The sequence below is a fragment of the Roseococcus thiosulfatophilus genome, from assembly GCF_017311575.1.
GTDB lineage: Bacteria > Pseudomonadota > Alphaproteobacteria > Acetobacterales > Acetobacteraceae > Roseococcus > Roseococcus thiosulfatophilus.
Genome location: NZ_JAFFQY010000004.1, coordinates 24,934 through 49,914, shown reverse-complemented (window position 1 = coordinate 49,914; position 24,981 = coordinate 24,934). Strand labels below are relative to the sequence as shown.

The 24,981-nt window shown below is 72.4% G+C and carries 22 protein-coding genes; 13 read left to right on the top strand and 9 right to left on the bottom strand.

Features of this window, described 5'->3' with window-relative positions; genetic code table 11:
• Positions 1-47: 47 nt before the first annotated feature.
• Positions 48-1,034, top strand: a complete 987-nt coding sequence (locus JTN19_RS02590) for a tripartite tricarboxylate transporter substrate binding protein (RefSeq protein ID WP_206930149.1) — start codon at positions 48-50, stop codon at positions 1,032-1,034.
• 320 nt (positions 1,035-1,354) lie between these two features.
• A complete protein-coding gene (locus JTN19_RS02585; protein ID WP_206930147.1) occupies positions 1,355-2,842 on the top strand; it encodes a flavin monoamine oxidase family protein in 1,488 nt (495 codons plus the stop codon).
• Positions 2,843-2,947: 105 nt separating this feature from the next.
• Here JTN19_RS02585 and JTN19_RS02580 read toward each other — a convergent pair whose 3' ends face one another.
• Together JTN19_RS02580 and JTN19_RS02575 are read right to left on the bottom strand one after the other, a co-directional pair.
• Positions 2,948-5,074, bottom strand: coding sequence for a DUF294 nucleotidyltransferase-like domain-containing protein (locus JTN19_RS02580; protein ID WP_206930138.1), 2,127 nt, complete (start codon positions 5,072-5,074; stop codon positions 2,948-2,950).
• Positions 5,071-5,703 carry a hypothetical protein gene (locus tag JTN19_RS02575; protein ID WP_206930127.1) on the bottom strand — a complete coding sequence of 211 codons (633 nt, stop codon included), beginning with the start codon at positions 5,701-5,703 and terminating at the stop codon, positions 5,071-5,073. The genes JTN19_RS02580 and JTN19_RS02575 overlap by 4 nt, the downstream gene beginning before the upstream one ends.
• 283 nt (positions 5,704-5,986) lie before the next feature.
• Here JTN19_RS02575 and JTN19_RS19985 point away from each other — a divergent pair, with 283 nt between their 5' ends.
• From JTN19_RS19985 to JTN19_RS02550, 5 genes are all read left to right on the top strand, one after another.
• Positions 5,987-6,253 (top strand): DUF4212 domain-containing protein, encoded by a 267-nt coding sequence (locus JTN19_RS19985; protein WP_242530803.1) that lies wholly within the window; start codon positions 5,987-5,989, stop codon positions 6,251-6,253.
• A 15-nt stretch (positions 6,254-6,268) separates the two neighbouring features.
• Complete coding sequence (locus JTN19_RS02565) at positions 6,269-8,119, top strand: sodium:solute symporter family protein (protein WP_242530802.1); 1,851 nt, start codon at positions 6,269-6,271, stop codon at positions 8,117-8,119.
• Positions 8,120-8,227: 108 nt separating this feature from the next.
• The gene (locus JTN19_RS02560) at positions 8,228-8,629 is read left to right on the top strand and encodes a hypothetical protein (RefSeq protein ID WP_206930116.1); all 402 of its coding nucleotides are present in this window, start codon (positions 8,228-8,230) and stop codon (positions 8,627-8,629) included.
• 71 nt (positions 8,630-8,700) lie between these two features.
• Positions 8,701-9,459 (top strand): enoyl-CoA hydratase/isomerase family protein, encoded by a 759-nt coding sequence (locus JTN19_RS02555; protein ID WP_206930106.1) that lies wholly within the window; start codon positions 8,701-8,703, stop codon positions 9,457-9,459.
• Complete coding sequence (locus JTN19_RS02550; RefSeq protein WP_206930105.1) at positions 9,456-10,775, top strand: Zn-dependent hydrolase; 1,320 nt, start codon at positions 9,456-9,458, stop codon at positions 10,773-10,775. The genes JTN19_RS02555 and JTN19_RS02550 overlap by 4 nt, the downstream gene beginning before the upstream one ends.
• Positions 10,776-10,790: 15 nt before the next feature.
• Here the strand turns inward: JTN19_RS02550 and JTN19_RS02545 are convergent, their stop codons facing one another.
• Positions 10,791-12,188, bottom strand: coding sequence for an aminotransferase class I/II-fold pyridoxal phosphate-dependent enzyme (locus JTN19_RS02545; protein ID WP_206930103.1), 1,398 nt, complete (start codon positions 12,186-12,188; stop codon positions 10,791-10,793).
• Positions 12,189-12,352: 164 nt separating this feature from the next.
• On the opposite strand from JTN19_RS02545, the gene JTN19_RS02540 reads away from it, so the two are divergent.
• The 3 genes from JTN19_RS02540 to JTN19_RS02530 are packed head-to-tail and all read left to right on the top strand — an operon-like array spanning position 12,353 to position 13,996.
• The gene (locus JTN19_RS02540; protein WP_206930101.1) at positions 12,353-12,598 is read left to right on the top strand and encodes a DUF1127 domain-containing protein; all 246 of its coding nucleotides are present in this window, start codon (positions 12,353-12,355) and stop codon (positions 12,596-12,598) included.
• 28 nt (positions 12,599-12,626) lie between these two features.
• Positions 12,627-13,499: a class I SAM-dependent methyltransferase gene (locus JTN19_RS02535; protein ID WP_206930099.1), complete on the top strand. Its 873-nt coding sequence runs from the start codon at positions 12,627-12,629 to the stop codon at positions 13,497-13,499.
• A gap of 17 nt (positions 13,500-13,516) precedes the next feature.
• On the top strand, positions 13,517-13,996 hold the full coding sequence (locus JTN19_RS02530; protein WP_206930096.1) for a glutathione peroxidase: 480 nt from the start codon (positions 13,517-13,519) through the stop codon (positions 13,994-13,996).
• A gap of 114 nt (positions 13,997-14,110) precedes the next feature.
• Here the strand turns inward: JTN19_RS02530 and JTN19_RS02525 are convergent, their stop codons facing one another.
• Genes JTN19_RS02525 through JTN19_RS02515 form a run of 3 tightly spaced genes read right to left on the bottom strand, consistent with a single transcriptional unit; the run spans position 14,111 to position 16,821 of the window.
• Complete coding sequence (locus tag JTN19_RS02525) at positions 14,111-15,337, bottom strand: MFS transporter (RefSeq protein WP_206930094.1); 1,227 nt, start codon at positions 15,335-15,337, stop codon at positions 14,111-14,113.
• 51 nt (positions 15,338-15,388) lie between these two features.
• On the bottom strand, positions 15,389-15,781 hold the full coding sequence (locus JTN19_RS02520) for a hypothetical protein (protein WP_206930092.1): 393 nt from the start codon (positions 15,779-15,781) through the stop codon (positions 15,389-15,391).
• A complete protein-coding gene (locus JTN19_RS02515; protein WP_206930090.1) occupies positions 15,778-16,821 on the bottom strand; it encodes a hypothetical protein in 1,044 nt (347 codons plus the stop codon). Before JTN19_RS02515 ends, JTN19_RS02520 begins: the two co-directional genes overlap by 4 nt.
• 94 nt (positions 16,822-16,915) lie before the next feature.
• Between JTN19_RS02515 and JTN19_RS02510 the strand changes: the two genes are divergently transcribed.
• Both JTN19_RS02510 and JTN19_RS02505 read left to right on the top strand, forming a co-directional pair.
• The gene (locus JTN19_RS02510; RefSeq protein WP_206930087.1) at positions 16,916-17,887 is read left to right on the top strand and encodes a 2-hydroxyacid dehydrogenase; all 972 of its coding nucleotides are present in this window, start codon (positions 16,916-16,918) and stop codon (positions 17,885-17,887) included.
• A 210-nt stretch (positions 17,888-18,097) separates the two neighbouring features.
• Positions 18,098-19,825, top strand: a complete 1,728-nt coding sequence (locus JTN19_RS02505; RefSeq protein WP_206930085.1) for a DEAD/DEAH box helicase — start codon at positions 18,098-18,100, stop codon at positions 19,823-19,825.
• Between the two features lie 3 nt (positions 19,826-19,828).
• Here JTN19_RS02505 and JTN19_RS02500 read toward each other — a convergent pair whose 3' ends face one another.
• The gene (locus JTN19_RS02500) at positions 19,829-21,154 is read right to left on the bottom strand and encodes a cytochrome P450 (RefSeq protein WP_206930083.1); all 1,326 of its coding nucleotides are present in this window, start codon (positions 21,152-21,154) and stop codon (positions 19,829-19,831) included.
• 121 nt (positions 21,155-21,275) lie between these two features.
• On the opposite strand from JTN19_RS02500, the gene JTN19_RS02495 reads away from it, so the two are divergent.
• Complete coding sequence (locus JTN19_RS02495) at positions 21,276-22,505, top strand: NAD(P)/FAD-dependent oxidoreductase (RefSeq protein WP_206930081.1); 1,230 nt, start codon at positions 21,276-21,278, stop codon at positions 22,503-22,505.
• A gap of 3 nt (positions 22,506-22,508) precedes the next feature.
• Here JTN19_RS02495 and JTN19_RS02490 read toward each other — a convergent pair whose 3' ends face one another.
• Together JTN19_RS02490 and JTN19_RS02485 are read right to left on the bottom strand one after the other, a co-directional pair.
• A complete protein-coding gene (locus JTN19_RS02490; protein ID WP_206930079.1) occupies positions 22,509-23,810 on the bottom strand; it encodes a PRC-barrel domain-containing protein in 1,302 nt (433 codons plus the stop codon).
• 123 nt (positions 23,811-23,933) lie between these two features.
• Positions 23,934-24,926, bottom strand: a complete 993-nt coding sequence (locus JTN19_RS02485; RefSeq protein ID WP_206930077.1) for a hypothetical protein — start codon at positions 24,924-24,926, stop codon at positions 23,934-23,936.
• Positions 24,927-24,981: the final 55 nt, after the last annotated feature.

The window sequence follows — 24,981 nt, the reverse complement described above, 5'->3', positions numbered from 1 at the left end:
TCGGCGTGCCTTGGCGCACCCGGCGATCCACCGGGAGGATAAAACCCATGACCATCATCCGCGCGGGCGGCATTGGCCGCCGTGGCACCTTTTTGCTGGGCGCCGCCGGCGCCGCCTCGCTCGCCACGCCGGCCATCGGCCAGTCGCCCTTTCCCAACCGTCCCATCCGCCTGATCTGCCCCTGGACGCCGGGCGGCAGCACCGACATGCAGATGCGCGCCATCGCGGAAATCGCGTCGCGCAAGCTGGGCCAGCCCATCACCATCGAAAACCGGCCCGGTGCCGGCGGCGTCATCGGCCCGCAGGCGGTGGCCCAGGCGCAGCCCGATGGCTACACGCTGGGCCAGCTGCCCATCAGCGTGTTCCGCCATCCGCAGATGGTGCAGCGCCCGCTGTTCAACCCGCTGGAGGACTTCACCTACGTCATCCACCTGACGGGCTACCTGTTCGGGACGGTGGTGCGCGCCGACAGCCCCATCCGCACCCACCAGGAACTGATCGAGCGTGCGAAGGCGCAGCCTGGCCGCATCTCCTACGGCTCGCCGGGCGTGGGCACTTCGCTGCACATCACGATGGAGCAGATCGCGCTGGCGGCCGATGCCGAGTTCCTGCACGTGCCCTTCCGCGGCTTCGCGGAGAACATCGCCGCCCTGCTGGGCGGGCAGATCGACGTGCTGGCCGACAGCTCGGGCTGGGCGCCGCTGGCGCTGGATGGCCGCGTGCGCGTGCTGGCGGTGTGGGGGCGTGAGCGCGCCAAGCGCTTCCCCGACGTGCCGACGCTGCAGGAGGTGGGCGTGCCCGTCGTCTCGGCCTCGCCCTATGGCTTCGGCGGCCCCAAGGGCATCCCGGCCGAGATCGTGGCCAAGCTGCACGACGCCTTCAAGGAGGCGCTGGAGGACCGCGCGCATCTCGACGTGCTGGACCGCTACGACATGCTGCCCTGGTACATGAACAGCGAGGACTACGCCGCCTTCGCCCGCCGCACCTTCGAGGAGGAGGGCGTGATGATCCGGCGCCTGAACCTGCGGATCTAGAGCGGGACGCGCGGAGGCGGGATCACCGAGAAGGCTGAATCCCGCCCGCAACGAAGGCTGGAGCCGGCTGCGTGAACGCGGCACGGCCTGGTGCCGGACCGGCTTCGGCGCGATCACCGAAGCCCTGAAGTCGCCGCTCAGCCAGGGCTGCGGCGTGACAGGCCAGATTCGTCACGCCGCGACGCCTGATCCGCAAGGGCGGCCGCGTGGGACATCATGTGCGCCGCAGCACACGTCCTGGTTGCGGGGCGCGTGCCCGGAACCTTAACCTTGGCCGTAAGCGGCGAAAGCCGCACGTCCAGGATGGAGGGCCGAAGACCATGGCGCGAACCCCGATCTTCGGCCAGTTGCAACACGCCTTCGCCATGGCCGCCCTGGCACGGCGCACGGACGCCCCGCCCGGCGCGGCGCCGCTTCCTCACCGCTTGCCGCGCCGCGCGCTGCTGGCCGGCGGCGCGGGCCTCGCCATCGCCCGGCCTGACCGCGCCTTGGCGCAAAGCGACCGGCGCGTGGCCATCATCGGCGGCGGCCTGGCGGGGCTGGTGGTGCTGGACCGCCTGGTGGGCGCCGGCCTCACCCGCGTTTCCCTGCACGAGGCCAGCACCCGCCTGGGCGGGCGCATCTTCAGCGGACCGGGGTTGCTCGGGGCCGGCACGGTCGTGGAACTCGGCGGCAGCTTCATCAATTCCGAACATGCGGACATGCTGGCCCTGGCACGCCGCCTGCGCCTCGCGCTGGAGGATGGCGAGGAAGGCCCCGCCGCCGAGCTCGAGACCACCTATTTCGTGCAGGGCGCGCGGCGCGGCGTGGCCGAGATCGTGGCCGAGGCGGGTGGCTTCCTGCCCGCCCTCGACCGCCTGAAAGCCCTGCCCGAGCCGGAGCAGGACGCGATGTCCGCCGCCGCGATGATGGACCGGGCGGGCATCACCGGCTGGCTGCGCCGCCTGCTCGACCTCGGCCTCACCCAGGAGATGGGGCTGGAGCCGGAACTCATGTCCGGCCTCTACTTCACGCACAGCTTCACGCCGGGGCCGGAGATGCTGCGCCGCGGCCTCTTCTCCTCCGACCAGCGCTACCAGGTGGCGGGCGGCAATGACCGCGTGCCGGCCGCGCTGGCGCGGCTGCATGCGGCGCGGATCGAGACGGGGCGGCGGCTGGTGGCGCTGCGCCCCGCGGGCCAGGGCTATCGCGCCATCTTCGCGGGTGGCGGCGCGGTGGAGGCGGAGGTGATGGTCCTCGCCCTGCCACTGACCACGCTGCGCCAGGTCGAGATCACGCTCGACCTGCCGCCGCTGGCACGACGCGCCATCACCGAGACGCGCTATGGCACCAACGCCAAGCTCTTCGCCGGCACGAATGCCCGCCCCTGGCGCGCGGCGGGGCAGAGCGGCGAATGCCTGAACGACCTGGGCTACCAGACCATCTGGGAGGACCACGCCCGGCCCGGCACGGGCATGGGGGCCATGACCATCTTCGCGGGCGGCCAGGCCGGGCTCGACTTCCTCATGGACCGGCCGGACATGCGCGCGCGCGCCGCCATGGCCTCGGTGGATCCGGCGCTGGCGGGCGCGGGGGCGGGTTTCAATGGCCGCGCCAACCGGATGCACTGGCCCTCCAACCCCTATGCGGGCGGCAGCTACACCTGCTTCGCACCCGGGCAGATGACGGAATTCGCCGATGCGCTGGCGCCGCGCGCCGGGCTGTATTTCGCCGGCGAGCACATGAGCGAGGACTATTCCGGCTACATGAACGGCGCCGCCGAAAGCGGGCGGCTGGTGGCGGAGGCGATCCAGGCCGCGCTGGCCTGAGGCGGGCCAGAGCATGCCGCGTTCGCATGCGTTCGTGCGGCCTGCTCGGCCATTGTTGAGGGCAGGGTTCAGCGTTCTGGTGATTCCACCTCAAGGCCTCCCGCTCTACATCCCCTGCAACAGGTCGCGCAGCATCTCGCGCATCGTCTCGATGCGGCCCAGCGCGTCCTTCAGATGGTCCTGGTCCTGGCGCGACAGCCGCGCCAGTTCCACCCGGTTGCCGGGGGTGATGCCGGCTTCCAGATCCGCGATCTGCTGCGCCAGCAACAGGCGCAGCAGGAAGCCGTGCACATCGGCCAGCAGCGCGGCATCCGTCTCGCCCCGGCCTGCCCGTTCCGCCGCCTGGCGCAGCCGCCGCGGCGTGGACAGCGCGGTGACGCCGTGGCGCAGCGCGATGACGCGCGCGCCAGCCGTGATGGGCAGCAGCGCGCCCGATTTCAGGTCCACCCGCCCCGCCTCGTCGCGCCGGATACGCCCGAACAGGCCGAGCGGCGCCACATGCCCGCCGGCGATCTCGCCCATGGCGCGCAGCAGGGCGGGCGCAGCGCGCGCCGTCTCGGTAGCGGCCACGCGCAAACCCTCGGCCAGCGCCGCGCCGCCCGCCGTGGGCGCATGGGCCGGCGTGAAGTCGTAGAAGATGTCGAGGTTCAGCATGGCGGCCGGCTCCGGCCGCCGCGCCCAATCGGCCAGTTGCGCGCGCCATTCCGACAGCCGCCGCCGCCAGGGACGGTTGCGCGCCATCACACCGCCCTTGCAGAGCGGAATGCCGGCCTGGTCCAGCGTCTCGTTCACGCGGGTGGCGAGGCGCGTGAACCAGTCCTCGGCCGCGTCCAGGTCGCCCGCATAGTCATCCGCGATGACCAGCGCATTGTCCTGGTCCGGCGCCAGCAGGCTCTCGCCCCGGCCGCCCGAGCCCAGCACCAGCAGCGCGTAGTCCGCCGGCGGCGGGCCCAATTCGGCCTCGGCCAGCTCGGCCGCGCGGGCGGTCATGGCCCGGTTCTCGGCGGCGATGATGGCGGCGACGGCGCGCGCCTCCAGCCCATCGGCCAGCAGCCCGGCGGCCAGGCCCGGCAGCGCCGCCTGCACCCGCGCCAGGTCGGCGGCCCGCGTCGCGGCCGCGATCTCGTCGCCCACGGCGAGCGTGGCCAGCGCGCGTTCGCGCAGCAGGGTGCGGAGCGTGAAGACGCCGGCCAGCCGCCCGCCCTCGGTCACGCCCAGGTAGCGCAGGTGCCGCCGCGCCATCAGCCCCAGCGCGCGATAGAGGAAGGTGTCGGCCGGCGCGGAGAGCACGGGTTGGCTCATGAAGCGCGCGATGGGGGCGGCCATGGCCTCCGCGCCGCCTTCGGCCATGGCGCGCAGCATGTCGCGCTCGGTGACGATGCCATGGCCCCCCTCCGCCTCCACGAAGACGCTGCCGATGCCCCGCGCGTGCATGAGCTGCGCGGCCTCATGCACCGTGGCCGTCTGCGCGATGGCGATGACGGGGCTCGACATCACGTCACTCAGGCGCGTGCGGTAGAGGAAGCTGTCCGTCGCCCGCTGCCCGCCCGCGCGCATGGCGGCCAGCGCGTAGTCGGGCCGCCCGCCGCCGGGCATGCGGTCGAACCAGCCCGCGCGTTCCTGCCGCGCGATGAGGTCGGTGGCGCGGCGGGACAGCGTCTCGGCCTCGCCCAGGGTGCGGATGCCGGCGGCCTGCAATCGCGGCAGCAGGGCGGCGTAGATGCGCGCGGTGGCCTGGGCATCGCCCCAGGCGGTGTGCCGCCCCTCCACCGCCACGCCGAGGCCCAGCGCCAGCCCGTCCAGCGAGGTGTCCACCAGGCCGCGGTCCAGCCCGGCCGCGAGGAAGGCCACGTCCAGCACCCGCGGCTCGCGCCAGGGGAGGTTGTGGCGCCGCGCCTCGTGCCGCAGCACGGAGAGGTCGAAATGGATGGAGTGGCCCACCACCACCGCATCGCCCAGCCAGTCCAGTAATTCGGGCAGCAGGGCGGGAAGGGGCGGGTGGGCGGCCACATCGGCATCGGTCAGCCCATGCACGCGGCTCGCCACGGGCGGGATGGGAATGCCGGGGTTCACGATGCGGTCGAAGGGCGGGTCGGGCAGCAATTCCGCGCCGCGCATCCTCACCGCGCCCACCTGCACGATGCGGTCCTGCCGCACGTCGAGGCCCGTGGTCTCCGTGTCCAGCACCGCCACCTCCAGCGCGATCAGCGGCGTGGCGGCGGAGATGGTCACGGCACGCGCATCCGTGCCGAAAGCTCCGCGGCCAGGCCCGGCAGATCGAGCTTGCGGCGCAGCTTCGCCTGGTACTCGATGAAGCGGAAGGCCACGTTGTTCACCACCATCATCTTGTCGGCCTGGCGCACGCTCTCCTCGATGGGGGCGTGTTCCAGGAGGCGCAGCGCGGTGGCGATGGAGATGGCGTCGGGCTTCAGGGGCGGGCGGGAGAGGAAGACGGGCAGGCGCGCGTCGAACTCCGCCACCAGGTCATCCCAGCCGGAGGTGGCGCGGTGCTCGGGCAGGGCCTCGCTCTCCAGCACCTCGCGGTAGAGCGCGGCCAGGACGGGGGCGCGCAGGGCGGGGTCGGGCGGCAGGCGGTCGCGCAGTTCGGCCTCCAGGATCAGGATGAGGTCCTGCGCCGCGACGCCGAATCCCTCCCATTTGCAGATGGTCAGCGCGAATCCGAAATCCGCGTCCTGGAACAGGCGCGGCCCGGCCAGCAAAGTACGGGCGCGCAGGTAGGAATAGCTGGCGCCCTGGGCCAGGTAGGCGGCGCCGGCGCGGATGGCCTCGACGGCGGCCGGCCAGTCCGCGCGGCCGCGCGCCTCCTTGAAGATGGCCCCGATCCAGCCCTGCACCGCCATGCCGCCCCCCTTTGCGGGCCGAGTGTGCCGGGTGGCAGGGCGCCGCCGCAAGCGCACGGACAAATGAACATGAAATTTGACAGAATTTATGTTTGACGGCCGTTGCCCTGCTGCGGGAGCATCGTTTCGCGCAGCAATCGGTCATCAGACACCGTGCGGAACCGAAATTCTGACTCCGGCCAAGGTCCGGGATGTTTGCGCGTGCAACCAGGGGGTGGGTCCGGGACGCAAGGACTGGCGTCTTCGCGGGGCCTTCACCCCACCACGATGGGAGGGATGGGCATTGTCCGAAAAGCTGCCACCGGAAGTGGCGGAGGCGCACTGGGCCAAGACGCGAAATCTGATGTGGATTTCGCTGGGCATCTGGGCGGTCTTCAGCTTCTTCATTCACATGCTCGTCACGGTGCTGAATGGCGTCGTGATCGCGGGCTTCCCGCTCGGCTTCTACATGGCCGCGCAGGGGTCGCTGATTGTCTTCGTCGTGCAGATTTTCTGGTTCGCGCACCGGCAAAATCAGATCGACGAGGAATTCGGCGTGGCCGAAGACTGAGGGGAGGAACGCAACATGTCCCTCTCCATGAAGGGTGATTTCACGGACAATCTGGGCAAGATCTACGGCATCTATGTCGGTGGTTTTGCCGCCTTCGTGCTGCTGATGGCGCTGGCCTCCATGGTCGGCGTGCCCGACCGATGGATCCTCTGGGCCTACATGGCCGCGACCATCGGCATCTATGCCTTCATCGGCATCATGTCGCGCACCGCGCAGGTCTCGGAATACTACGTGGCCGGGCGCTCGGTGCCCGCGGTCTACAACGGCATGGCCACCGGCGCCGACTGGATGTCGGGGGCGAGCTTCGTCGGCATGGCCGGCACGCTCTTCGTGCTGGGCTATGACGGGCTGGCCTTCGTGCTGGGCTGGACGGGCGGCTATGTGCTCGTGGCCGTGCTGCTGGCACCCTACCTGCGGAAATTCGGCGCCTACACCGTGCCGGACTTCCTGGGCACGCGCTATGGCGGCAACGCGGCGCGCCTCGTCGGCATCATCGTGCTGTTCGCCTGTTCCTTCACCTACATCACGGCGCAGGTCTATGCCTCGGGCATCATCGCCTCGCAGTTCCTGGGCATCGACTTCGGCATCGCCGTCTTCGCCGGCCTCGCGGGCATTCTCGTCTGCTCCATGCTGGGCGGCATGAAGGCGGTGACCTGGACGCAGGTGGCGCAGTACATCGTGCTGATCGTGGCCTACCTCCTGCCGGCCGTCTGGATGTCCACCGTGCAGACGGGCGTCCCGCTGCCGCAGCTGATGTATGGCGGCGCGCTGACGCAGATCGCGGAATACGAGCGCATCCTGAACGTGGCCCGCACCCATGTGGCCCCGTTCCAGACCTACAGCCCGCGCGACTTCTTCTTCCTGATCTTCTGCCTGATGGTCGGCACCGCCTCGCTGCCGCACATCCTGATGCGCTTCTTCACCACGCCCACCGTGCGTGAGGCGCGCAAGTCCGTGGGCTGGTCGCTATTCTTCATCTTCCTGCTCTACTTCACCGCGCCCGCCTATGCCGCCTTCTCGAAGTTCAACCTGATGGGTCTCTTCGTGAACGCGGAGGGCTACCGCCTGGCCTTCACCGCCATCCCGGCCTGGATGCTCGAATGGGGCTCCATCGCGGGGCACCAGCTCGTCACCATCTGCGGCGTGAAGGCGGAAAGCGTCATGGCCATCCAGGCGGCGTGCGAGGCGCGCGGCCATGTCGGCGGCTTCCCCTACAGCGAGCTGCGGCTGAACAACGACATGATCGTGCTGTCCACGCCCTCCATCGCGGGCATGCCGATCTGGGTGGTGGGGCTGGTGGGCGCGGGCGGCTTCGCGGCCGCGCTGTCCACGGCCGATGGCCTGCTTCTCGCCATCGCCAACGCGCTCAGCCACGACGTCTACTACAAGATGATCGACCCCAAGGCCGACACCAAGCGCCGGCTGCTGGTGGCGAAGATCCTGCTGGTCATCGTGGCCATCGCGGCCGCGCTGCTGGCGCGCACCCAGCCCTCGGACATCCTGTCCATGGTGGCCTGGGCCTTCTCCATCGCGGCGGCGGGTCTCTTCGCGCCCCTTGTGATGGGGGTGTGGTGGAAACGCACGACGAACATGGGCGCCATCCTCGGCATGGCGGCCGGCTTCGGTGTCACGATGTTCTACCTGGTGGGCAACGTCTACGGCATGGACCTCGTGCCGCGCAGCGGCGACGAGATCAGCTGGTTCGGCGTCGCCGCCATTTCCTCGGGCATCTTCGGCGTGCCCGTGGCCTTCATCGTCACCATCGTGGTCTCGCTGGTGACGCCGCCACCCAGTCCCGAAATGCAGGACTTCGTGGATCGCCTGCGCCTGCCCAAGGGCGGCAACATGATGGTGCAGACGCACTGAACCGGGGCGGGGCGCGCCGGCTTGCCGGCCGCCCCGTTCTTCCCGAACATCAGCTGGGGCGCGGGTCCATCACGGTCCCGCGCCCTTTTTCCACACGAGGCTTCCGGGATGCAGGCTTCCGCCCTACGCGGCCTTTTCTACCTCGCCCTCGCCTATGTCATGGCGGTGGGGACCTTCCTCATCGGCGGGGCGCCGCCCATCGTCGCCATCTACCTCGGCGGCACCTATGCGCTGACGGCCATCGCCGCACTGCTCTTCTCGCGCGGCGTGCTGGAATTCGCCATCGGCGTGGACCGGGACATCGCCTTCTTCGTGGTGCTGCGGCGCCTGACGGACCCGCTGCTGGCGCTGGTCGCCCCCCTCTCGCCGGGCTTCCTGCTGCCCTTCGCCGTCTCGCTCTACGGCGCCTTCCTCTTCTTCTTCCTGAAGCTGTTCCTGTTCGGCGACGCCTTCCTGGGCGTGCCGCCGCTGTTCATCCTGCTCTTCCTCGTCATTGCCTCCGCGTTCTGACCGGCAACCTTGCCTCGACGTGGAGGATGTTCCGCGCCACCCTTGCGGCAGAGGCACGACGAGGAAGGCCCTTGAACGACACGACCACGGATGCCGTGCGGGCGGAGCATGACGGCCCCGTCACCACTCTCTGGCTCAACCGCGCCGCGCGCGGCAACGCGCTGGGCGCCGAGCTGGTGGAGGCGCTGGAGTCGGCGCTGGACACGGCGCTGGGTGCCGGCGCGCGCCTGATCATCCTGCGCGGCGAGGGGCGGCATTTCTGCACGGGCTTCGACCTGTCCGACCTCGACACCGCCACGGAAGGCGACCTCGCGCTGCGCGTGCTGCGGATCGAGCTGCTGCTGCAAAGGCTGCACGCCCTGCCGGTGACGACGCTCGCCATCGCACAGGGCCGGGCCATGGGCGCGGGGGCAGACCTCTTCGCCGTCTGCGACCACCGCCTCGCCCTGGAGGGCTCCAGCTTCGCCTTCCCCGGCCCCGCTTTCGGCCTGGTGCTGGGCACCGGACGTCTGGCGGGCCTGGTGGGCGACGGCGTGGCGCGGCGCCTGCTGCTGGCGGGCAGCACCATCCCGGCGGAGGAGGCCGCGCGGATCGGCCTCGCCACGCAACACCTGCCGGAGGACGCGCTGCCCAAGGCCATCGCCGCCGCGCGCGACGCCGCGCTGCGCCTCGACGCCCCCACCGTCGCCGCCCTGCACGGCCGCACGCGCCGCGCCGACGACGCGGGCGACCTCGCGGCGCTGGCGCGTTCGGTCGCGCGACCGGGGTTGCGCCAACGCATCCTGGACCACCGCGCCCGCACCCTGGCCGCGAAGGCCCCGCGCGCATGAGGCCGCGCGGCGGTCCCGGCCCCGCCATGCCGCCCATGGCGCTGCCCAGCCTGGGGCTTCGCGCGGCGGTCGCCGCCCAAACGCCCCTGGTGCAGCGTCTGCTGGACGAGGTGGCGAGGGTGGGCGCCGACCCGCCCGGCATCACGCGCGAGGCCTTCGGCCCCGGCGAGAACGCGGGTTTCGCCCTGGTGGCCGAGGCCGGCACGGCGCTGGGCCTGACGGCGGCGACGGACGCCGCTGCAAACCTTTCCCTGCGCTGGGCGGCGCGCGAGCCTTCGGCCCAGCCACTGCTGATCGGCTCGCATCTGGACAGCATCGTGCAGGGCGGGAATTTCGATGGGGCGGCGGGCGTCATCGCGGGGCTGGGCGCCGTGGCCGCCCTCAAGGCGGCCGGCGTGGCCCCGCGCCGCGACATCGAGGTGCTGGCCCTGCGTTGCGAGGAGGCCGTCTGGTTCGGCCTCGGCCTGGTGGGTTCGCGCGGCATGCTGGCGCGGCTGCCGCCGGGCGCGCTGGACCTGCCGCATGCCCGCACCGGGCGCAGCCTGGCCCAGAGCATCGCCGCCTGCGGCGGTGACCCCGCGCGGCTGCGCGCCGGCACGCCGCTGCGCGACCCGCGCGAGATCGGCGCCTATCTCGAAGTGCATATCGAGCAGGCGCCGCAGCTGATCGAGGCCGGCGCGCCGCTCGGCCTCTGCCTCGCCACGCCGGGCAACCTCCGCCACCCACGCATCCGCATCCTGGGCGAGGACGCGCATACCGGCCTGCCGCACCGCTTCCGGCGCGACGCCGCGATGGCCGGGGCGGATTTCGCCCTGGCCCTCGAACGCTTCTGGCTGGCGGAGGAGGAGGCGGGCTACCCCATGGCCGTCACCATCGGCCGCTTCCACACCCTGCCCGACCGCCACAGCATGACCGTGGTGCCGGGCGACTTCGCCCTCAGCCTCGACCTGCGCGGCTATGATGCGGGCCACCTGCAGGCGCTGGAGGCCCAGCTCGGCGCCATCGCGGCCGAGGTGGCCGAGCGCCGCGCCGTCACCATCATCCTGGGCGAGCGGAGCTGGGCGGCGCCCGGCATCATGGATGACGGCATCGTGGAAGGGCTGGCGGGCGCGGCCGCGCGGCTCGGCATCGCCGCCCCCCGGCTGAACAGCCCGGGCAGCCATGACGCCAACAACTTCGCGGCGGCCGGCGTGCCCACCGGCATGCTGCTGGTCCGCAACGCGAATGGCAGCCACAACCCGCGCGAGGCGATGGAGACGGCGGACCTGATGGAGGCCATCGCGGTGCTGGCGGAGTGGATCGCGGCCGGGCCGTAGGGCGCGGCTGAAGGGTCAGATCACCGCGCCCTCGTCCAGCCGCGCCGCGGCCTCGTCGCGTACCAGCCCCGCGATGATCTCCAGCGCGGGGCCGAGCTCCGTCTCCGTCACATTGCCCAGGCAGAGGCGCAACCCCGCCTCGGGCGCCGCCGGGTCCGCCATGAAGGCGAGCGGCGAGGCGATCTGGATGTTGCGCTGCCCCGCCCGCCGCACGATGTCGCGCGCCCGCGCCACCGGCATGGGCAGCCAGACCTGCAACCCCGGCAGCGCGGTGGGGAAGACGGCATCGCCCAGCACCTCCCGCGCCAGGGCGTGGCGGCGGGCGGTCTCGGCGCGGATGGAGGTGGCCACCGAATCCAGCAGACCATCGGCCACCGCGTGGCGCATCAGCGCGCAGGAATGCGGGCTGGTCATGCAGGTGGTGGATTGCAGCCAGTCACAGGCCGGGTCCACCAGCGTGGGCGGGCAGGCCAGGTAGCCGAGCCGCAGGCCGGGGGCCAGGCTCTTGGAGAAGCTGGAGGCGTGGAACACCCGCTCCGGCGCCAGCTCCGCCAGCGAGGGCCCCGCCTCGGGCGCCAGGCAGGCATAGACGTCGTCCTCGATCAGGATCAGGTCATGCCGCCGGGCCAGCGCCACGATGCGCGCGCGCCGCGCGGCGGACATCACGGCGCCGGTCGGGTTCTGCAAGGTGGGGACGAGGTAGAGGGCGCGCGGCGGGTCAGGCGCGCGCAGCGCCGCCTCCAGCGCGTCCGGGCACACGCCCTCGGCGTCCAGCGCGATGGGCACGAGGCGCCGCCCCAGCCGCCGCGCGGCCGTCAGCGCCTGGGGGTAGCTGAGCGCCTCCACCGCCACCGGCCCAGCCGGCGCGGTGGCCAGCGCGATGAAGATGGCGTGCTGCGCGCTGGTGGTAATGAGCAGGTGCCCCGGATCCACCCGCAGCCCCCGCGCCGCGGCCAGATGCGCGGCGAGGAATTGCCGGTCCTGCGGGGTGCCGGCGGGCGGGCTGTAGCTGGCGAAGAGGGCGGGGTCGAGCGCGGCGGCGGCGGCCGAGAGCATGTCCGACAGCATGCGCGGCGTAAGGATGGCCGCGGGCAGGTTCACGCTGAAATCCAGCCGGTCCGGCGCGCGGCGGGGTGCCGCCAGCACGAACATGCCCCGCCCATGCTCCGACCGCGCGAGGCCGCGCCGCTGCAAGGTGGCATAGGCGCGGGTGACGGTGCCGACGCTCAGCCCCAGCTCCCGCGCCAATTCGCGGTGGGCGGGCAGGCGGGCGCCCACGGGCAGGTGGCCGCGCGTGACGTCCTCGGCCAGGGCGGCGGAGAGCCGCTCATGCGCGAGGCCGGTTCCGGGGGCGAGGCGGGGGGTCCAGTCGGTCAGTGTCCCGGGCTCCTGGCTGGTGATGTGCCGATACACTTGTAGCGAAGGCGTGGCTGCCCGTCGAGTCGCGCATGGATGGGGCCAAGCGATTGAAAAGGCTTGCCTCCCAGACACTCCGGATGTTGCTGCGCTGCGAAGGGACTGATTGACACATCCGCGTGACACTGGCCCGATGTGTCTCCGCAAGGAGGTAGTGTATCATGACACATCTGCCCACCCGCCCCTTCCCCCCGCTGCGCGCGCCCCAGGCCAGCGCACGCGACCCCTGGGCCCCGCCGCCGCCGCGCGGCGCCTGGCACCGCTTCGTCGCCTGGTGCCGCGACGCCGCCCAACGCCGCCGCAGCCGCCGCCTGCTGGCGCAGCTCGACAGCCGGCAGCTGCACGACATCGGCATCTCGCGCAGCGAGGCGGCCGCGGAGGCGCAAAAGCCCTTCTGGCGGCTGTAGGACACCCCATCTGCGAGGGGTGACACGCATGCCCCTCCCCGCCGCCGCCGACCTGCTGCTCTGGGCCTGGACGCCCTGGCGGCGCCTGGCGGCGGCCGATCTCTACGAGAGCCTCGCCACCCAGGCCTTCACGCGGGAGGGGCTCTACCTGAACCTGGGCCTCTGGCGCAGCGCCCGCACCATTGACGAGGCCTGCCCCGCGCTCGCCGCCCTGGTGGCGGAAGCCGCCGGGATGGGCCCGGCGGACGAGGTGGTGGATGTGGGCTTCGGCTTCGCCGACCAGGACATTCTCTGGGTGCGACGCTTCGGATCGAGACACATCACGGGCCTGAATGTGACACCCGTCCATGTGCGGCTCGGCCGGGCGCGGGTGCGGCGGGCGGGTCTGGCCGACCGCATCACGCTGCGGCTGGGTTCGGCCACCGCCATGCCCGTGCCCGATGCGTCCTGCGACGTGGTGACAGCCGTGGAATGCGCCTTCCACTTCCACACGCGCGAGGCCTTCCTGGCCGAGGCGCACCGCGTGCTGCGCCCGGGCGGGCGGCTGGTGCTGGCCGACATCATTCGCGCCGCCCCCGACGCGGACCCGGCGCGCCGCCGCTGGCAGGAGGTCAGCTGGCGGGGCTTCGCCGCCAAGTTCGACATCCCCGCCGCCAATGCCGACACGCGCGAGGCCTACCTGGAAAAGTTCCGCACGGCCGGTTTCACCGAGGCCACCGCCACGCCCATCGGCCAGGACGTCTTCCCCGGCTGGCACCGCGCCCTGGCCGAGGACCCCGCGCTGTTCGCCCGCCTGCCCGCCTCGGGCCGCCTGCCCTACCGGCTGCTGCGGCGGCTACCGGCGCCGTGGGTCTATGCGGCCCTCGACTACGTGCTGGCGGTGGCGCAAAAGCCGCGGTGAGAACAGGAGAGGCGCAGATGGGCTTCCACGACTTCACCGCGACGCGCAATGACGGCACCGAACAGAGCCTGTCCGATTATCGCGGCAAGGCCGTGCTGGTGGTGAATGTCGCGTCCAAATGCGGCTTCACCGCGCAATACAAGGGTTTGCAGGCGCTGTATGAACGGCTGCACCCGCGCGGCTTCGAAATCCTCGCCTTCCCCTGCGACCAGTTCGGCCACCAGGAACCCGGCACCGACGCCGAGATCGCCAGCTTCTGCGAGACGAATTTCGGCGTGACCTTCCCGCTGTTTCGCAAGATCGAGGTGAACGGCAAGGGCGCCCACCCGCTCTACCAATGGCTGAAGGCCGAGAAGGGCGGCGTGCTGGGCAGCGCCATCAAGTGGAATTTTTCCAAGTTCCTGGTGGCGCCCGATGGCCGGGTGGTGGACCGCTTCGCCCCCACCACCAAACCCGAGGCCCTGGTGCCGAAGATCGAGGCCGTGCTGCCAGCCTGACGCGGCGCGGCGCCATGCTTTGCCGCGACTGATTCACCGCTCCGGCTACCGCCTCCGCGGATCAGGCGCTTTGCCGCGACTGATTCACCGCTCCGGCGATGCCGCCTCCGCGGATCAGGCGCGCTCGCGCCGCTGCCGCCGCAGCAGCTCCGCGATGATGACGAGCTGGACGAGGTTCACCGCGATCCCGACCCACCAGGCCGCCGCGTAGAACCCCACGCGGTCATAGATGAAGCCGGCCAGCCAGGCGCCGGCGGCCATGCCCGAGAGGCTCACGAACAGCAGCACCGGCACGCGCCAGGCCGCCTCCAGCGCCGGGAACAGCCCGCGCACCGCCAGCACATAGGCGGGAATGATGCCGCCGAAGCCCAGCCCGTAAGCAGCCGAGACGAAGAACAGCCCCGCCTCGTCCTGCGTCGCCAGGAAGCCCAGCATCCCCACCACCTGGGCGAGCGAGCCGAACATCACCGTCCACAGCCCGCCGATCCGGTCCGACAGCCAGCCCCAGAACTGCCGCGCCAGGAAGGCACAGAGCAGCAGCACCGACAGCATGGCCGCGCCCCTTGAGGCCGCGATGCCGAGGTCGCCGCAGAAGGCCACCAGATGCGCCGCGGGCATGGCCATCGGGATGCAGCACAGGAAGGAGGCCGAGGCGATCACGGCCAGCGCCACATTGGGCCGCATCCCCAGCACGCGCCGCCCGGCCGAGGCCCGCACCCCGCCATAGCCGCCCACCGGCACCGGCGCCGGCGCCGGCGCCGGGCGGATCACCAGCGCCCCCAGTGTCACCACCACCGCCGAGGCGAAGATGCCATAGCCCAGCATGGTCCATTGCCACCCCACCCAGGCGATCGCGCGTTCGAACACGAAGGGCCAGACGAAGCCCGCGATGTATTGCCCGGACGAGACCAGCGCCAGCGCCGTGCCCCGCCTGCGGTCGAACCACAGCGAGGCATAGGCCACCATCGGCGCGAACAGCGCCCCATTGCCGAACAGCCCCACCCCCAGCCCGATCCCCACCAGCAGCGACCAGGCCTCCCCCAGCGAGGCAAGCCCCAGCCCGAGCAGGATGGCGAAGCCCCCCAGCATGGCCACCGCCCGCTGCCCGAAGCGCGAAGCCAGCAGCCCGCACATCACCCCGCCCACGCCCGTGCCGAGATAGGCGAGCGAGGTGGCGAGCGAAGGCAAGGACCGCCCGGTGCCCAGATCCTCCGCGATGGGAACGAGGCCGATGACGACCGTCAGCGGCGCGCCGGCCGCCAGCGCCAGCATGGTCGTGGTGGCGAAGGCGATGGTCCAGGAGGCGCGTGTCTCCACGCTGGCCTCGGCAGCATCCGGCATGGGTTCCCTCCGGCGGCCAGTCTCCGTGCGGGCGGGGCGCGCCGCAAGCCGTCAGGCCGTGACGCCGTATTCCGCGAGTTCCGGCCGCATGGCCTCGATCACGAAGTCCACGAAGGCGGCGGGCGCGTCGAGGTAGAATTCGCGGTCCGAATAGGCGCCCACCATCGCCTCCAGCCCGCGCGCGCCGAACCAATCCGCCAACGCCTGCAAATCCGCGCGCGGCGTGTCGCTGAGGAAGGCGATCTGGGAGCGCAGCTTGTCCTCATCCCGCGCCGTGGTGGCGCTGCGGCTGAATTGCAGGTCCACATTGGCGCCCGGCTGGCGCAGCCAGATGGCGCGTTCGGTGCGGCGCAGCTCCACGAAGCCTAGGCATTCGCGCAGCATCTCCACCACCAGCTCGAAATGCGCGGCGTCGAGGCGGTTGGCGACGTGGTTGAACCTCATGCGGATGGCCTCCTGCGGATGCGCCAGGTGGTGTGGGCGTCGCCCCAATCGTCACGCTCGGGCGTGTCCAGCAGCAGGAAGCGGTCATGGACCTGGAGCATGCCCTCCACCAGGCCCTGCCAGCCCTCGAAGACGCAGGGGTGCAAGGGGCCGAGGCCGCGCAGCAGGCGGAAGCCCGTGCGGCGGACCAGCACAGCGGCGCCGTCCGGGATGATCTCGGCCGCATCCCCCTCCGCCTCCGCCCAGGCGGCGAGCAGGCGGGCGAAGCCCATCGCACCCCCCTCGCCCGCGACGCCCAAACCCTCGGCGGTGGCGTGGAAGCTCTGCGCGCCGACGAGGCGGCCCGCGACATTGCCCAGATGCCGCGCCTCGGCCGGGCCCAGCACCTCCGCGAGGCGCGGCAAGCCGCTGCGGATGTATTCCATCGCGTAGTTGCGCGCGGCCTTGGCCTGGCGCTCCGCGGGCCAGTCGGCCTCGGGCAGGCGCGGGGCGGCCGCGGGGTCGAAGGGCGGCGGGTCCTCGCCGGGACGGAAGAGCAGGCGTTCCTCCTGCGCCAGGTCGCGGTCATGCTCGAGAAAATATCCGGAAAGGCCGTGCTGCCCGTCCGTGGTCTGCGCGGTGCAGACGAAGCCGAGGCGCGGATTGCCCAGCGACACCCCGTTCTGCGCGTACCAGCCGCGCAGCATGGCGCGCGAGACCTCGGACGGCACGCCGCAGATGGACGCACCCGGATAGACCCAGCGCGGCGGCACGAAGCGCACCCAGGCCTTGCGGTCGCTCTCGCGCATGAATTCGACGGAGACGCCGCCCACCTGGTTCGACAGGTAGTGATAGGCCGCCGCCCGCACCGCATCGGGCAAATGCTCCAGGCCGAGCTTGCCGAGGCTCGCCAGGAATTTCTCGTGATGCTGGTGGCGGAACAGGCGGAACACCCATTCGGCGGCGTCGGCCGCGCCGCGCCGGAGGCTGACCGTCAGCATCAGCCCGGTGAAATAGGCGTGGTAGAGCTCCGCCACCGCGGCCCAGCGTCGTTCCTGCATGCGCGGATGGTCCCGGCGCGCCGAAGCGAAGTCAACGCGTCTGGCCGAGCGGCCGCGTCCATGCCCATCATTCCCGCATGGAGAAACACGCCCGATGACCCACAAGCTCGTCCTGATGGAAAACCCCATGAGCCCCGTCGAGATGGCGCGCGACATCCTGCCGCGCGGCTTCGACATGGTGGTGGCCCGCCCCGGCACGCCCGCCTTCACGGAAGCGATGCGCGAGGCGGAATTCCTGGTGGGCTTCGCCAGCGCCGGTTTCGACGCCGCCTTCTATGCCGGCGCACCCCGGCTGCGCCTGCTGCAATTGCTGAGCGCCGGCTATGACCGCTGCGACATCGAGGCCGCGCGCGGCGCGGGCGTGCCCATCAGCACCAATGGCGGCGCCAATGGCAATGCGGTGGCCGAGCACGCGCTGATGCTGATGCTGGCGGTGGGCAAGCGCCTCATCTGGCAGCACCGCACCGTCACCGCCGGCGGCTGGCGCGGCCAGTCCAAGGAACAGCCGGGGCTGATCGAGCTGCGCGGCCGCACGCTCGGCATCGTGGGGCTCGGCAATATCGGCAAGAAGGTGGCGCGCCTGGCGCGTGCCTTCGGCATGCACGTGATCTACTTCGACCAGGCGCGGCTGACCGAGGAGGCCGAGGACGCGCTGGAGGTGCGCTTCCGCCTGCTGCCCGAGATCCTGGCGCGGTCGGACATCGTCTCGCTGCACGTGCCGCTGACGGCGGCGAGCCGCCACATGATCGGCGCGCCCGAACTCGCCGCCATGAAGCCCAGCGCCATCCTGGTGAACACCAGCCGCGGCCCGGTGGTGGACGAGGTGGCGCTGCATGACGCGCTGGCCGCGAACCGCATCGCGGGTGCCGGGCTGGACGTATTCGACCAGGAGCCGCCCGCGCCCGGGAACCCCCTTTTCACCCTCGACAACGTGGTGCTGACGCCGCACCTCGCCGGCCCCACGGCGGACAACGTGCTGGCCCGCTTCCGCAACGCCTTCGACAATTGCCAGCGCGTGGCGCGGGGGCAGAAGCCGTTCTGGGTGATTCCGGAGCTGGCGGAATAGCGCCGGCAGGACAAGCCGGGGTGTGGATCGGCCGCGCATCGGCCCGCGTCCGATCGGCTTCGGCGCAGCCGAAGGCGTGAAGCGGCCGCGAAACGACCAGCGTCCGATCGTCCCTGGCGCAGCCAGGGCGTGAATCGGCCGCTCAACAAGGGTCTGCCCCGCGCGATCCGCGCTTGACGCGGCGCGCGCGGGGGCACACCCCTCCGCCCCATGTCCTCCGAACCTGGGTCCTTCGACCATCTGCCCGCCCCGCTGCAGGCCGCCCTCTCCGGCCGCGGCTATGCCCAGCCGACCCCCGTCCAGGCCGCCGTGCTCCAGCCGGAGGCGGCGGGGCGTGACCTGCTGGTCTCGGCCCAGACCGGCTCGGGCAAGACCGTGGCCTATGGGCTGGCGCTGGCGCCCGAGCTCCTGGGCGAGGCGAAGCACCTGCCCAGCCCCGGCGCGCCGCTGGCGCTGGTGGTTGCGCCCACGCGCGAACTCGCCCTGCAGGTGAAGGCGGAGCTGACCTGGCTCTACGCCCCGGCCGGGGGCCGCGTCGTCTCCTGCGTGGGCGGCATGGACCCGGTGGCGGAAAAGCGCCTGCTGATGCAGGGCGCGCACATCGTCGTCGGCACGCCCGGCCGGTTGCGCGACCATCTGGAGCGCAACAACCTCCTCCCCATGGCACTCCGCGCCGTCGTGCTGGACGAGGCGGACGAGATGCTGGACCTCGGCTTCCGCGAGGACCTGGAAGCCATCCTCGACGAAACCCCGCCCGAACGCCGCACGCTGATGTTCTCGGCCACCGTGCCGCGCGGCATCGCCTCGCTCGCCAAGGGCTACCAGCGCGACGCGCTGCGCATCGAGGCCACCAGCCAGGGCGAGGCGCATGGCGACATCGAATACCGCGCCGCCCTCGTCGCCCCGCATGAGCTGGAGCGCGCGGTGGTGAACGTGCTGCGCCTCGAAGACCCGCGCATCGCCATGATCTTCTGCGCGACGCGCGCCACGGTCGCCCGGCTGCGCGGCAATCTGGCGGAGCGCGGCTTCTCCACCGTGGCGCTCTCGGGCGAACTCTCCCAGGCGGAGCGGCTGCGCGCGCTGCAAAGCCTGCGTGACGGGCATGCGCGCATCTGCGTGGCGACCGATGTGGCCGCGCGCGGCATTGACCTGGCCGATCTCGGCCTCGTCATCCACGCCGAACTCCCGCGTGACCCGGAGACGCTGCTCCATCGCAGCGGCCGCACGGGCCGCGCCGGGCGCAAGGGCGTGAGCGTGCTGCTGGTGCCGCACACCCGCCGGCGCCTCGCCGAGCGGCTGATCCAGGCCGCCAAGGTGAAGGCGAGCTGGGGCCCCGCGCCCTCGGCCGAGGCGATCCGCGCGCGTGATGCCGAGCGCCTGGCCGAACAGGCTTTGGCCCTCGCCGCCGAGGAGCCGGCCGAGCAGGACGTGGCGATCGCGCGCCGCCTGCTGGCCGACGCCGCCCTCGCCGCGCGCGGGCCGGAGGCGCTGGCCGCCGCGCTGGTGCGCGTGCTGCGCGCGCCGCTGCCCGCACCCGAGGAACTCTCCGAAATCCAGGAGCGCCCCGCCCCGCGCGGCACCCTTCCGCGCGACCCTGGGCCCCGCGACCCCCGCCCCACCCCGGAGGAGGGCGGCGGCCAGGGCGTGTGGTTCCGCATGGATGTGGGCCGCGCGCAGAACGCCGACCCGCGCTGGCTGCTGCCCTTCCTCTGCCGCCGGGGCCATGTGACGCGGCAGGAGATCGGCCGCATGCGGATCATGGAGCGGGAGACGCAGTTCGAAGTGGCGCCCTATGCCGCCGCCCGCTTCGCCACCGCGGCCCGCCGCGCCGTGGGCGAGGATGCGAACATCCGCGTCGAGCCCATGCAGAACCTTGGCCGCCCAGGGGGGCGCCCAGCGGGCCGCCCGCCGGGCCGCAAGCCGCCGCCGGGGCGCTGAAGGCTACGCCGCCGCGCGCGGCGCCAGCCGCAGGCGCAAGCTGAAGGCGTCCAGCAGGCCCGGCATGGGCTGGCCGGCATCCAGCGTGCCGGGCTCCACCACCGACACATCGCGCGACATGATGATGGGGGCGAGCACCGCGCTGGCCAGCATCGGCACCAGGTGGCGCGCCGGGCAGATGCCCGGGCCGCCGCTGAAGGGAATGAGGGGCCAGCCCGCCGCGCGCGGGCCGTCGCGCCATTGCTCCGGGTCGAAGCGGTGGGCGTTGTCCAACCTCTCGTCGTCGCGGTGGAAGAAGGGCGCGTAGATGATGAGGTGCGCGTCGCGGGGCAGGCTGTCCGCGCCCCAGGCCGTCTCCTGCCGCGTCTCGCGCAGGATGACGGGGGTGGTGGGCCAGAGGCGCAGCGCCTCCAGCACCGTGCCGCGCAGATAGGGCAGCTTCGCGCGGCTCTCGGCCGTCGCCACATCCTCGCGCGCGCGCGCCATGCCCTCGGGGTGCGCGGCCAGCAGCGCCAGCGCGCGGAAGGCCGCCATCGCCCCCGGCTCGAAGGCGAAGAGCCAGTGGGCCACCTGGTGCGAGGGCGCCTCGTTGCCCTGCTTGTCCGCGGCCGCGATCATGGCGGCGAGCGTCCCGGGCTCGGCCCGTTGCAGGTGGTGGTCCACGCGCGCGTGGAACTCCGCCAGCAGCCCCTTGCGGCGCGGGTGCAGGAAGGCCCAGTTCGCGGCCTGGCGCAGCTTGGCCAGCATCTCCGTCACCGCCTCGTCGTCGCGCGCCGCCTCGCCCAGGGTGACGCGGCGGACCATGGCGTGCCAGGCGGCGTTGAAGGGGCCCCATTCCAGGTCGCCCTCCGTGCCCGCCTCGCGCAGCAGGCGGTTCGCTTCCTCCTCGGCCACGGCGACGAATTGCGCGGCCATGCGATGCACGTCGTGCTTGCTGTCCAGCACCTCCTCGTTGAAGCGGCGGCGCACGGCGCGGTCCTGGCCCTCCGAGATCAGCGACGCATGCGGCTCCAGATGCGCCAGCGCCGCGGTCTTCTCCCGGCTGGCGGGCGAGAAGACCTCGGTGTCGTCCAGCACGCGATGGACATCCTCGGGCGCCATCACCAGCACCTGGGTGCGGAAGGGCAGGTTCAGCACCAGCGGCCCCGTGCCATAGGTCGCGCGCAGCCTCTGCATGCGGCGCACCCCGCGCCCGTCCAGGTCCAGCCGCTGCGCGATGCGCGTCACGGTGGGGCGGCGGATGATGACGCCCTTGGCGAAGGTGGGGCCGATGACCTCGGCGAGGGTCGCGATGGTGTCGGCGAGGCTGGCGCGCTTGAGGCCCTGCATGGCGGCGTCTCCTATCCCTGTCCTTGAAAAACGGGTGCGGCACCGAGGGGTTGCCGTGCGCGGGGCTTGTCCTGGGGCGGCGTTTTCCGCAGCGTGGCGGCGTGCGGAACGGGTGGGTGCGATGGCGAATTCGGCGCTGGTGCTGGGGGCGGGGATGGTGGGCGTGTCGGTCGCGCTGCACCTGCGGCGGCGCGGCTGGGACGTGGTGCTGCTGGACCGCGACGGCCCGGGCGAGGGTGCCTCCTTCGGCAATGGCGGGCTGATCCAGCGCGAGGCGGTCTTCCCCCACCCCTTCCCGCGCGAATTTTCCGAACTGCGCCGCATGGCGTCCAACCGCACGGTGGAGGTGGCCTACCATCCAGGCGCCCTGCCCGGCCTCGCCGCGCCGCTGCTGCGCTACTGGTGGCATTCCGAACCGCGCCGCTACGCCGCCGCCGTGGCCGGCCATGCCGCGCTGATCGCCACCTGCCTGGATGAGCACATGGCATTGGCGCAAGGCACCGAAGCCATGGCGCTGATGCGGCCCATCGGCTGGATGCGCCTCTACAACGACCAGGCCAAGCTCGACGCCGCGCTGGCCCAGGCGGAGGCGGCGCGCCAGGGTTACGGCATCAACTACACCCTGCTGGACGGCGCGGCGCTGGCGGCGGCCGAGCCGCACCTGAAGGTGTCACGCCTCGGCGCCATCCACTTCACCGACCCCGTCTCGGTCAGCGATCCGCACGCGCTGACGCTGTCCTATCTGCGGCGTTTCGAGGAGGCGGGCGGCCGCTTCGCGCGCGGCGACGCCACCACGCTGGAACGCGCGGGCAGCGGCTGGCGCGCGGGCGGGGAGGAGGCGGCGCATGTGGTGGTGGCGCTGGGCGCCGCGGCCGGAAAGGTGACGCAAAAGCTGGGCTACGCGCCGCCCCTCTTCGGCAAGCGCGGCTATCACCGGCATTTTGCGCTCTCGGGGAATGCGGTGCTCAACCGGCCCATCCTGGACGTGGGCAGCGGCTTCCTGCTGGCGCCCATGCGGGCCGGGGTGCGGCTGACCACGGGCGCGGAATTCACCCGCGACGTGGCGCCACCCACGCCCGTGCAGCTCGCCCGCGCCGAGCCCATCGCGCGGAACCTGTTGCCGCTGGCGGATGCGGTGGAGGAAACGCCCTGGATGGGCGTGCGCCCCTGCACGCCGGACATGCTGCCCGTGATCGGCAAGCTGCCCGGACAGGCGAATGCCTGGTGCGCGTTTGGACACGCGCACCAGGGTTTCACGCTCGGCCCCAGCACGGGCCGGCTGCTGGCGGAAATGATGACGGGCGAGGCGCCCTTCCTGGACCCCTCGCCCTATAGCCCGGCCAGGTTCTGACCCTCAGCGGTACATCCGCACGCCGTTCCAGCCGCGCTGCTGGCCGACCTCGGCGACATTTGCGCGCTCATAGCGGGGCAGCTGCTCGAGCTGCTGGCGCGTCAGGTTCATCTCGGCACGCTCACCGTTGATGCTGATGTTCTCGATCGGCACCACGGCCTGGCGCGTGCCGATGCCCAGGAAGCCGCCCCACTCGACCACCGCGGCGCGCACGACGCCCTGGTTGTCCACGAGGAGGTTCTCGATCTCACCCGCATCGCGGCCATTGGCGCCGACGACATTGGTGCCGACCAGCGCGGAGGCGCGCTCGAGCGGCAGGCCGCCGCCTGCCTGCGGCTGCGCGGGCTGGGCCTCGGCCTGCTGCGCCGGGGCGGGCTGCTGTGCCTGAGGCTGGGCCTCGGCCTGGCGCTCATGCCGCACCGTGGCCTCGCCCTGCTGCTCGTAGCGGATCTGCGGCTGGCCCTCGGCCTGGCGCACCACGACGCGCGGCTCGACCCGCTGCACCTGCACGCGCGGCTGCCCCTCGGAGACGCGCACCTGCGGCTGGGCGGCTTCCGACAAGGCCACGCGCGGCTGCTCCTGCTGCACCTGCACCTGCGGGTCCGGCATCTGCACCGTCACCTGCGGGGCGGGCTGGCGCACGATGATCTCGGGCTGCGGCACGATGACCGTGATCACGGGCTCGGGCTGCGTCACCGTCACCTGCGGCGGCGGCTGCGTGACCTGGAGCTGCGCCGTCGGCTGCTCCACCACCACGGCCGATTCACGGGCGCCCTGCTGCGCCTGGGGCTGCTGCCCTTGCGCCTCGGCCTGCTGCGCCTGCCCCTGCGCGGGCTGCCCGCCCGCGAGCTGCGCGCGAATCACGGGAATGACGCCCTGGAGGTTCTGGATGGCCGTGCGGGCCTGCTGCGCGTTGACATTGTCACCCTGCAGCACCTGGTGGGCCGCGGCGACATGCTGCTGGGCCAGGCGATAGCCCTGCTCGCGCCGCTGCGCCTCGGGCACCTGGCCCATGGCCTGCTGCACCTGCTGCACGGCCTGGCGGGCCTGCTGCACGGCCTGCGGCTGCGCCGCGCCGGCGCCCATGCCGCCGAACTGCTCCTGCGCCTGCTGAAGCCGCTGCTCGGCCTGCTGCAACTGCTGCGCGGCTTGCTGCTGCTGGGCCTGCTGGGCCTGGCCCGTGCGCGGCTGCGCCTGCTGGGCCTGGGCCAGGCCGGTGACGCCAAAGGCGAGCGCCGCGCCCATGGCGGCGGTGGCCAGCAGGCTGGTCCGCCCGGGGCGTTGTCGTGTGATCTCGTTGTTCATCGTCTGTGTCCTCTCTTGCTGGGGCGTAGCGCCGACGCGGGGGCGTCGGTTGCCGTGTTCGGACAGGCCTTCCATCGGAAATGACCGGGCGGGGGATGCCCCCCGCCCGGCCGTGCCGTCGCCTCAGTTCGAGGCGGGCTGCGGGACCACCGCGCCGGTGTTGCCGTCAATGCGGACGCGCATCTCGCGGTCGTCGCGCTTCGCGCGGGCGGTGATGTTGTCGCCGTCGCGGGACACGTCACTGACCTCGGTGAAGCCGCGCTGCTCCAGCAGGTTGCGGGCCTGGTCCTCGTTCAGCCGCGCCTCGTCCTGCACCTGGCCGGTGCGGGCATTGACGCGCAGGTCCTCGACATCGCGGCCATAGCGCTTGGCCTCGCTCACCTTGAAGTGATCGCCGTCGCGCTCGATGCCGCTGATGTCGGTGTAGCCGCGGGCGGACAGCATGCCGCGGATCTGCTCCTCGCTCATCGTGGCCTGCTGGCCGGGGGCCGCGCCGCCCGGACGCATGGGGTCACGCTGGCCGGTGGTGCCGGCCTGCGGCGCGCCGCTCATGCCGGGCTGGGCGCCCATCTGGCCGGGCTGCGTGCCGGTCTGGCCGGGCGTGGTGGCCTGGGCGAAGGTCTGCTGGTCCTGCATCAGCGAACCGCCCTGCGTGCCGCGCTGGCCGCCGGGCTGAGTCGCGCCGCCCTGCGTGCCCTGGCCGGGACGCGTGGCGTCACCCTGCGTGCCGCGCTGCCCGCCCTGCGTACCGGTCTGGCCACCGGGGGTCGTGGTGCCGCCCGGCGTGCCGGCCTGGCCGCCGGGGGCCGTGGTGCCGCGCTGCGTGCCGGCCTGGCCGCCCGGCGTGGTGGTGCCCGGCGTGGTCGCGCCGCCCAGCGTGCCGCCGCGGGCGTCAGGGGAGGTCGGGCCGCGCTGCGTGCCGGCCTGGCCGGCGCCCGGCGCGGTGGTGCCGCCCTGCGTGCCAGCGGTTCCGCCCTGGGTCCCACCTTGCGCCATGGTCCCGCCCGCGGCACTGCCGGGGGCGCTCGGGTTCACGCCCTGCGCGAGCGGCGCGCCGGCGATACCGATGGCGAAGGCGCCCGCGAGCGCGGTGGTGGTGATGAAATGCTTCTTCATTGCGACTGTTCTCCTCGAGACGGGTGTTGTTGTGCGGCCCGGAGGCCGCAGTTCT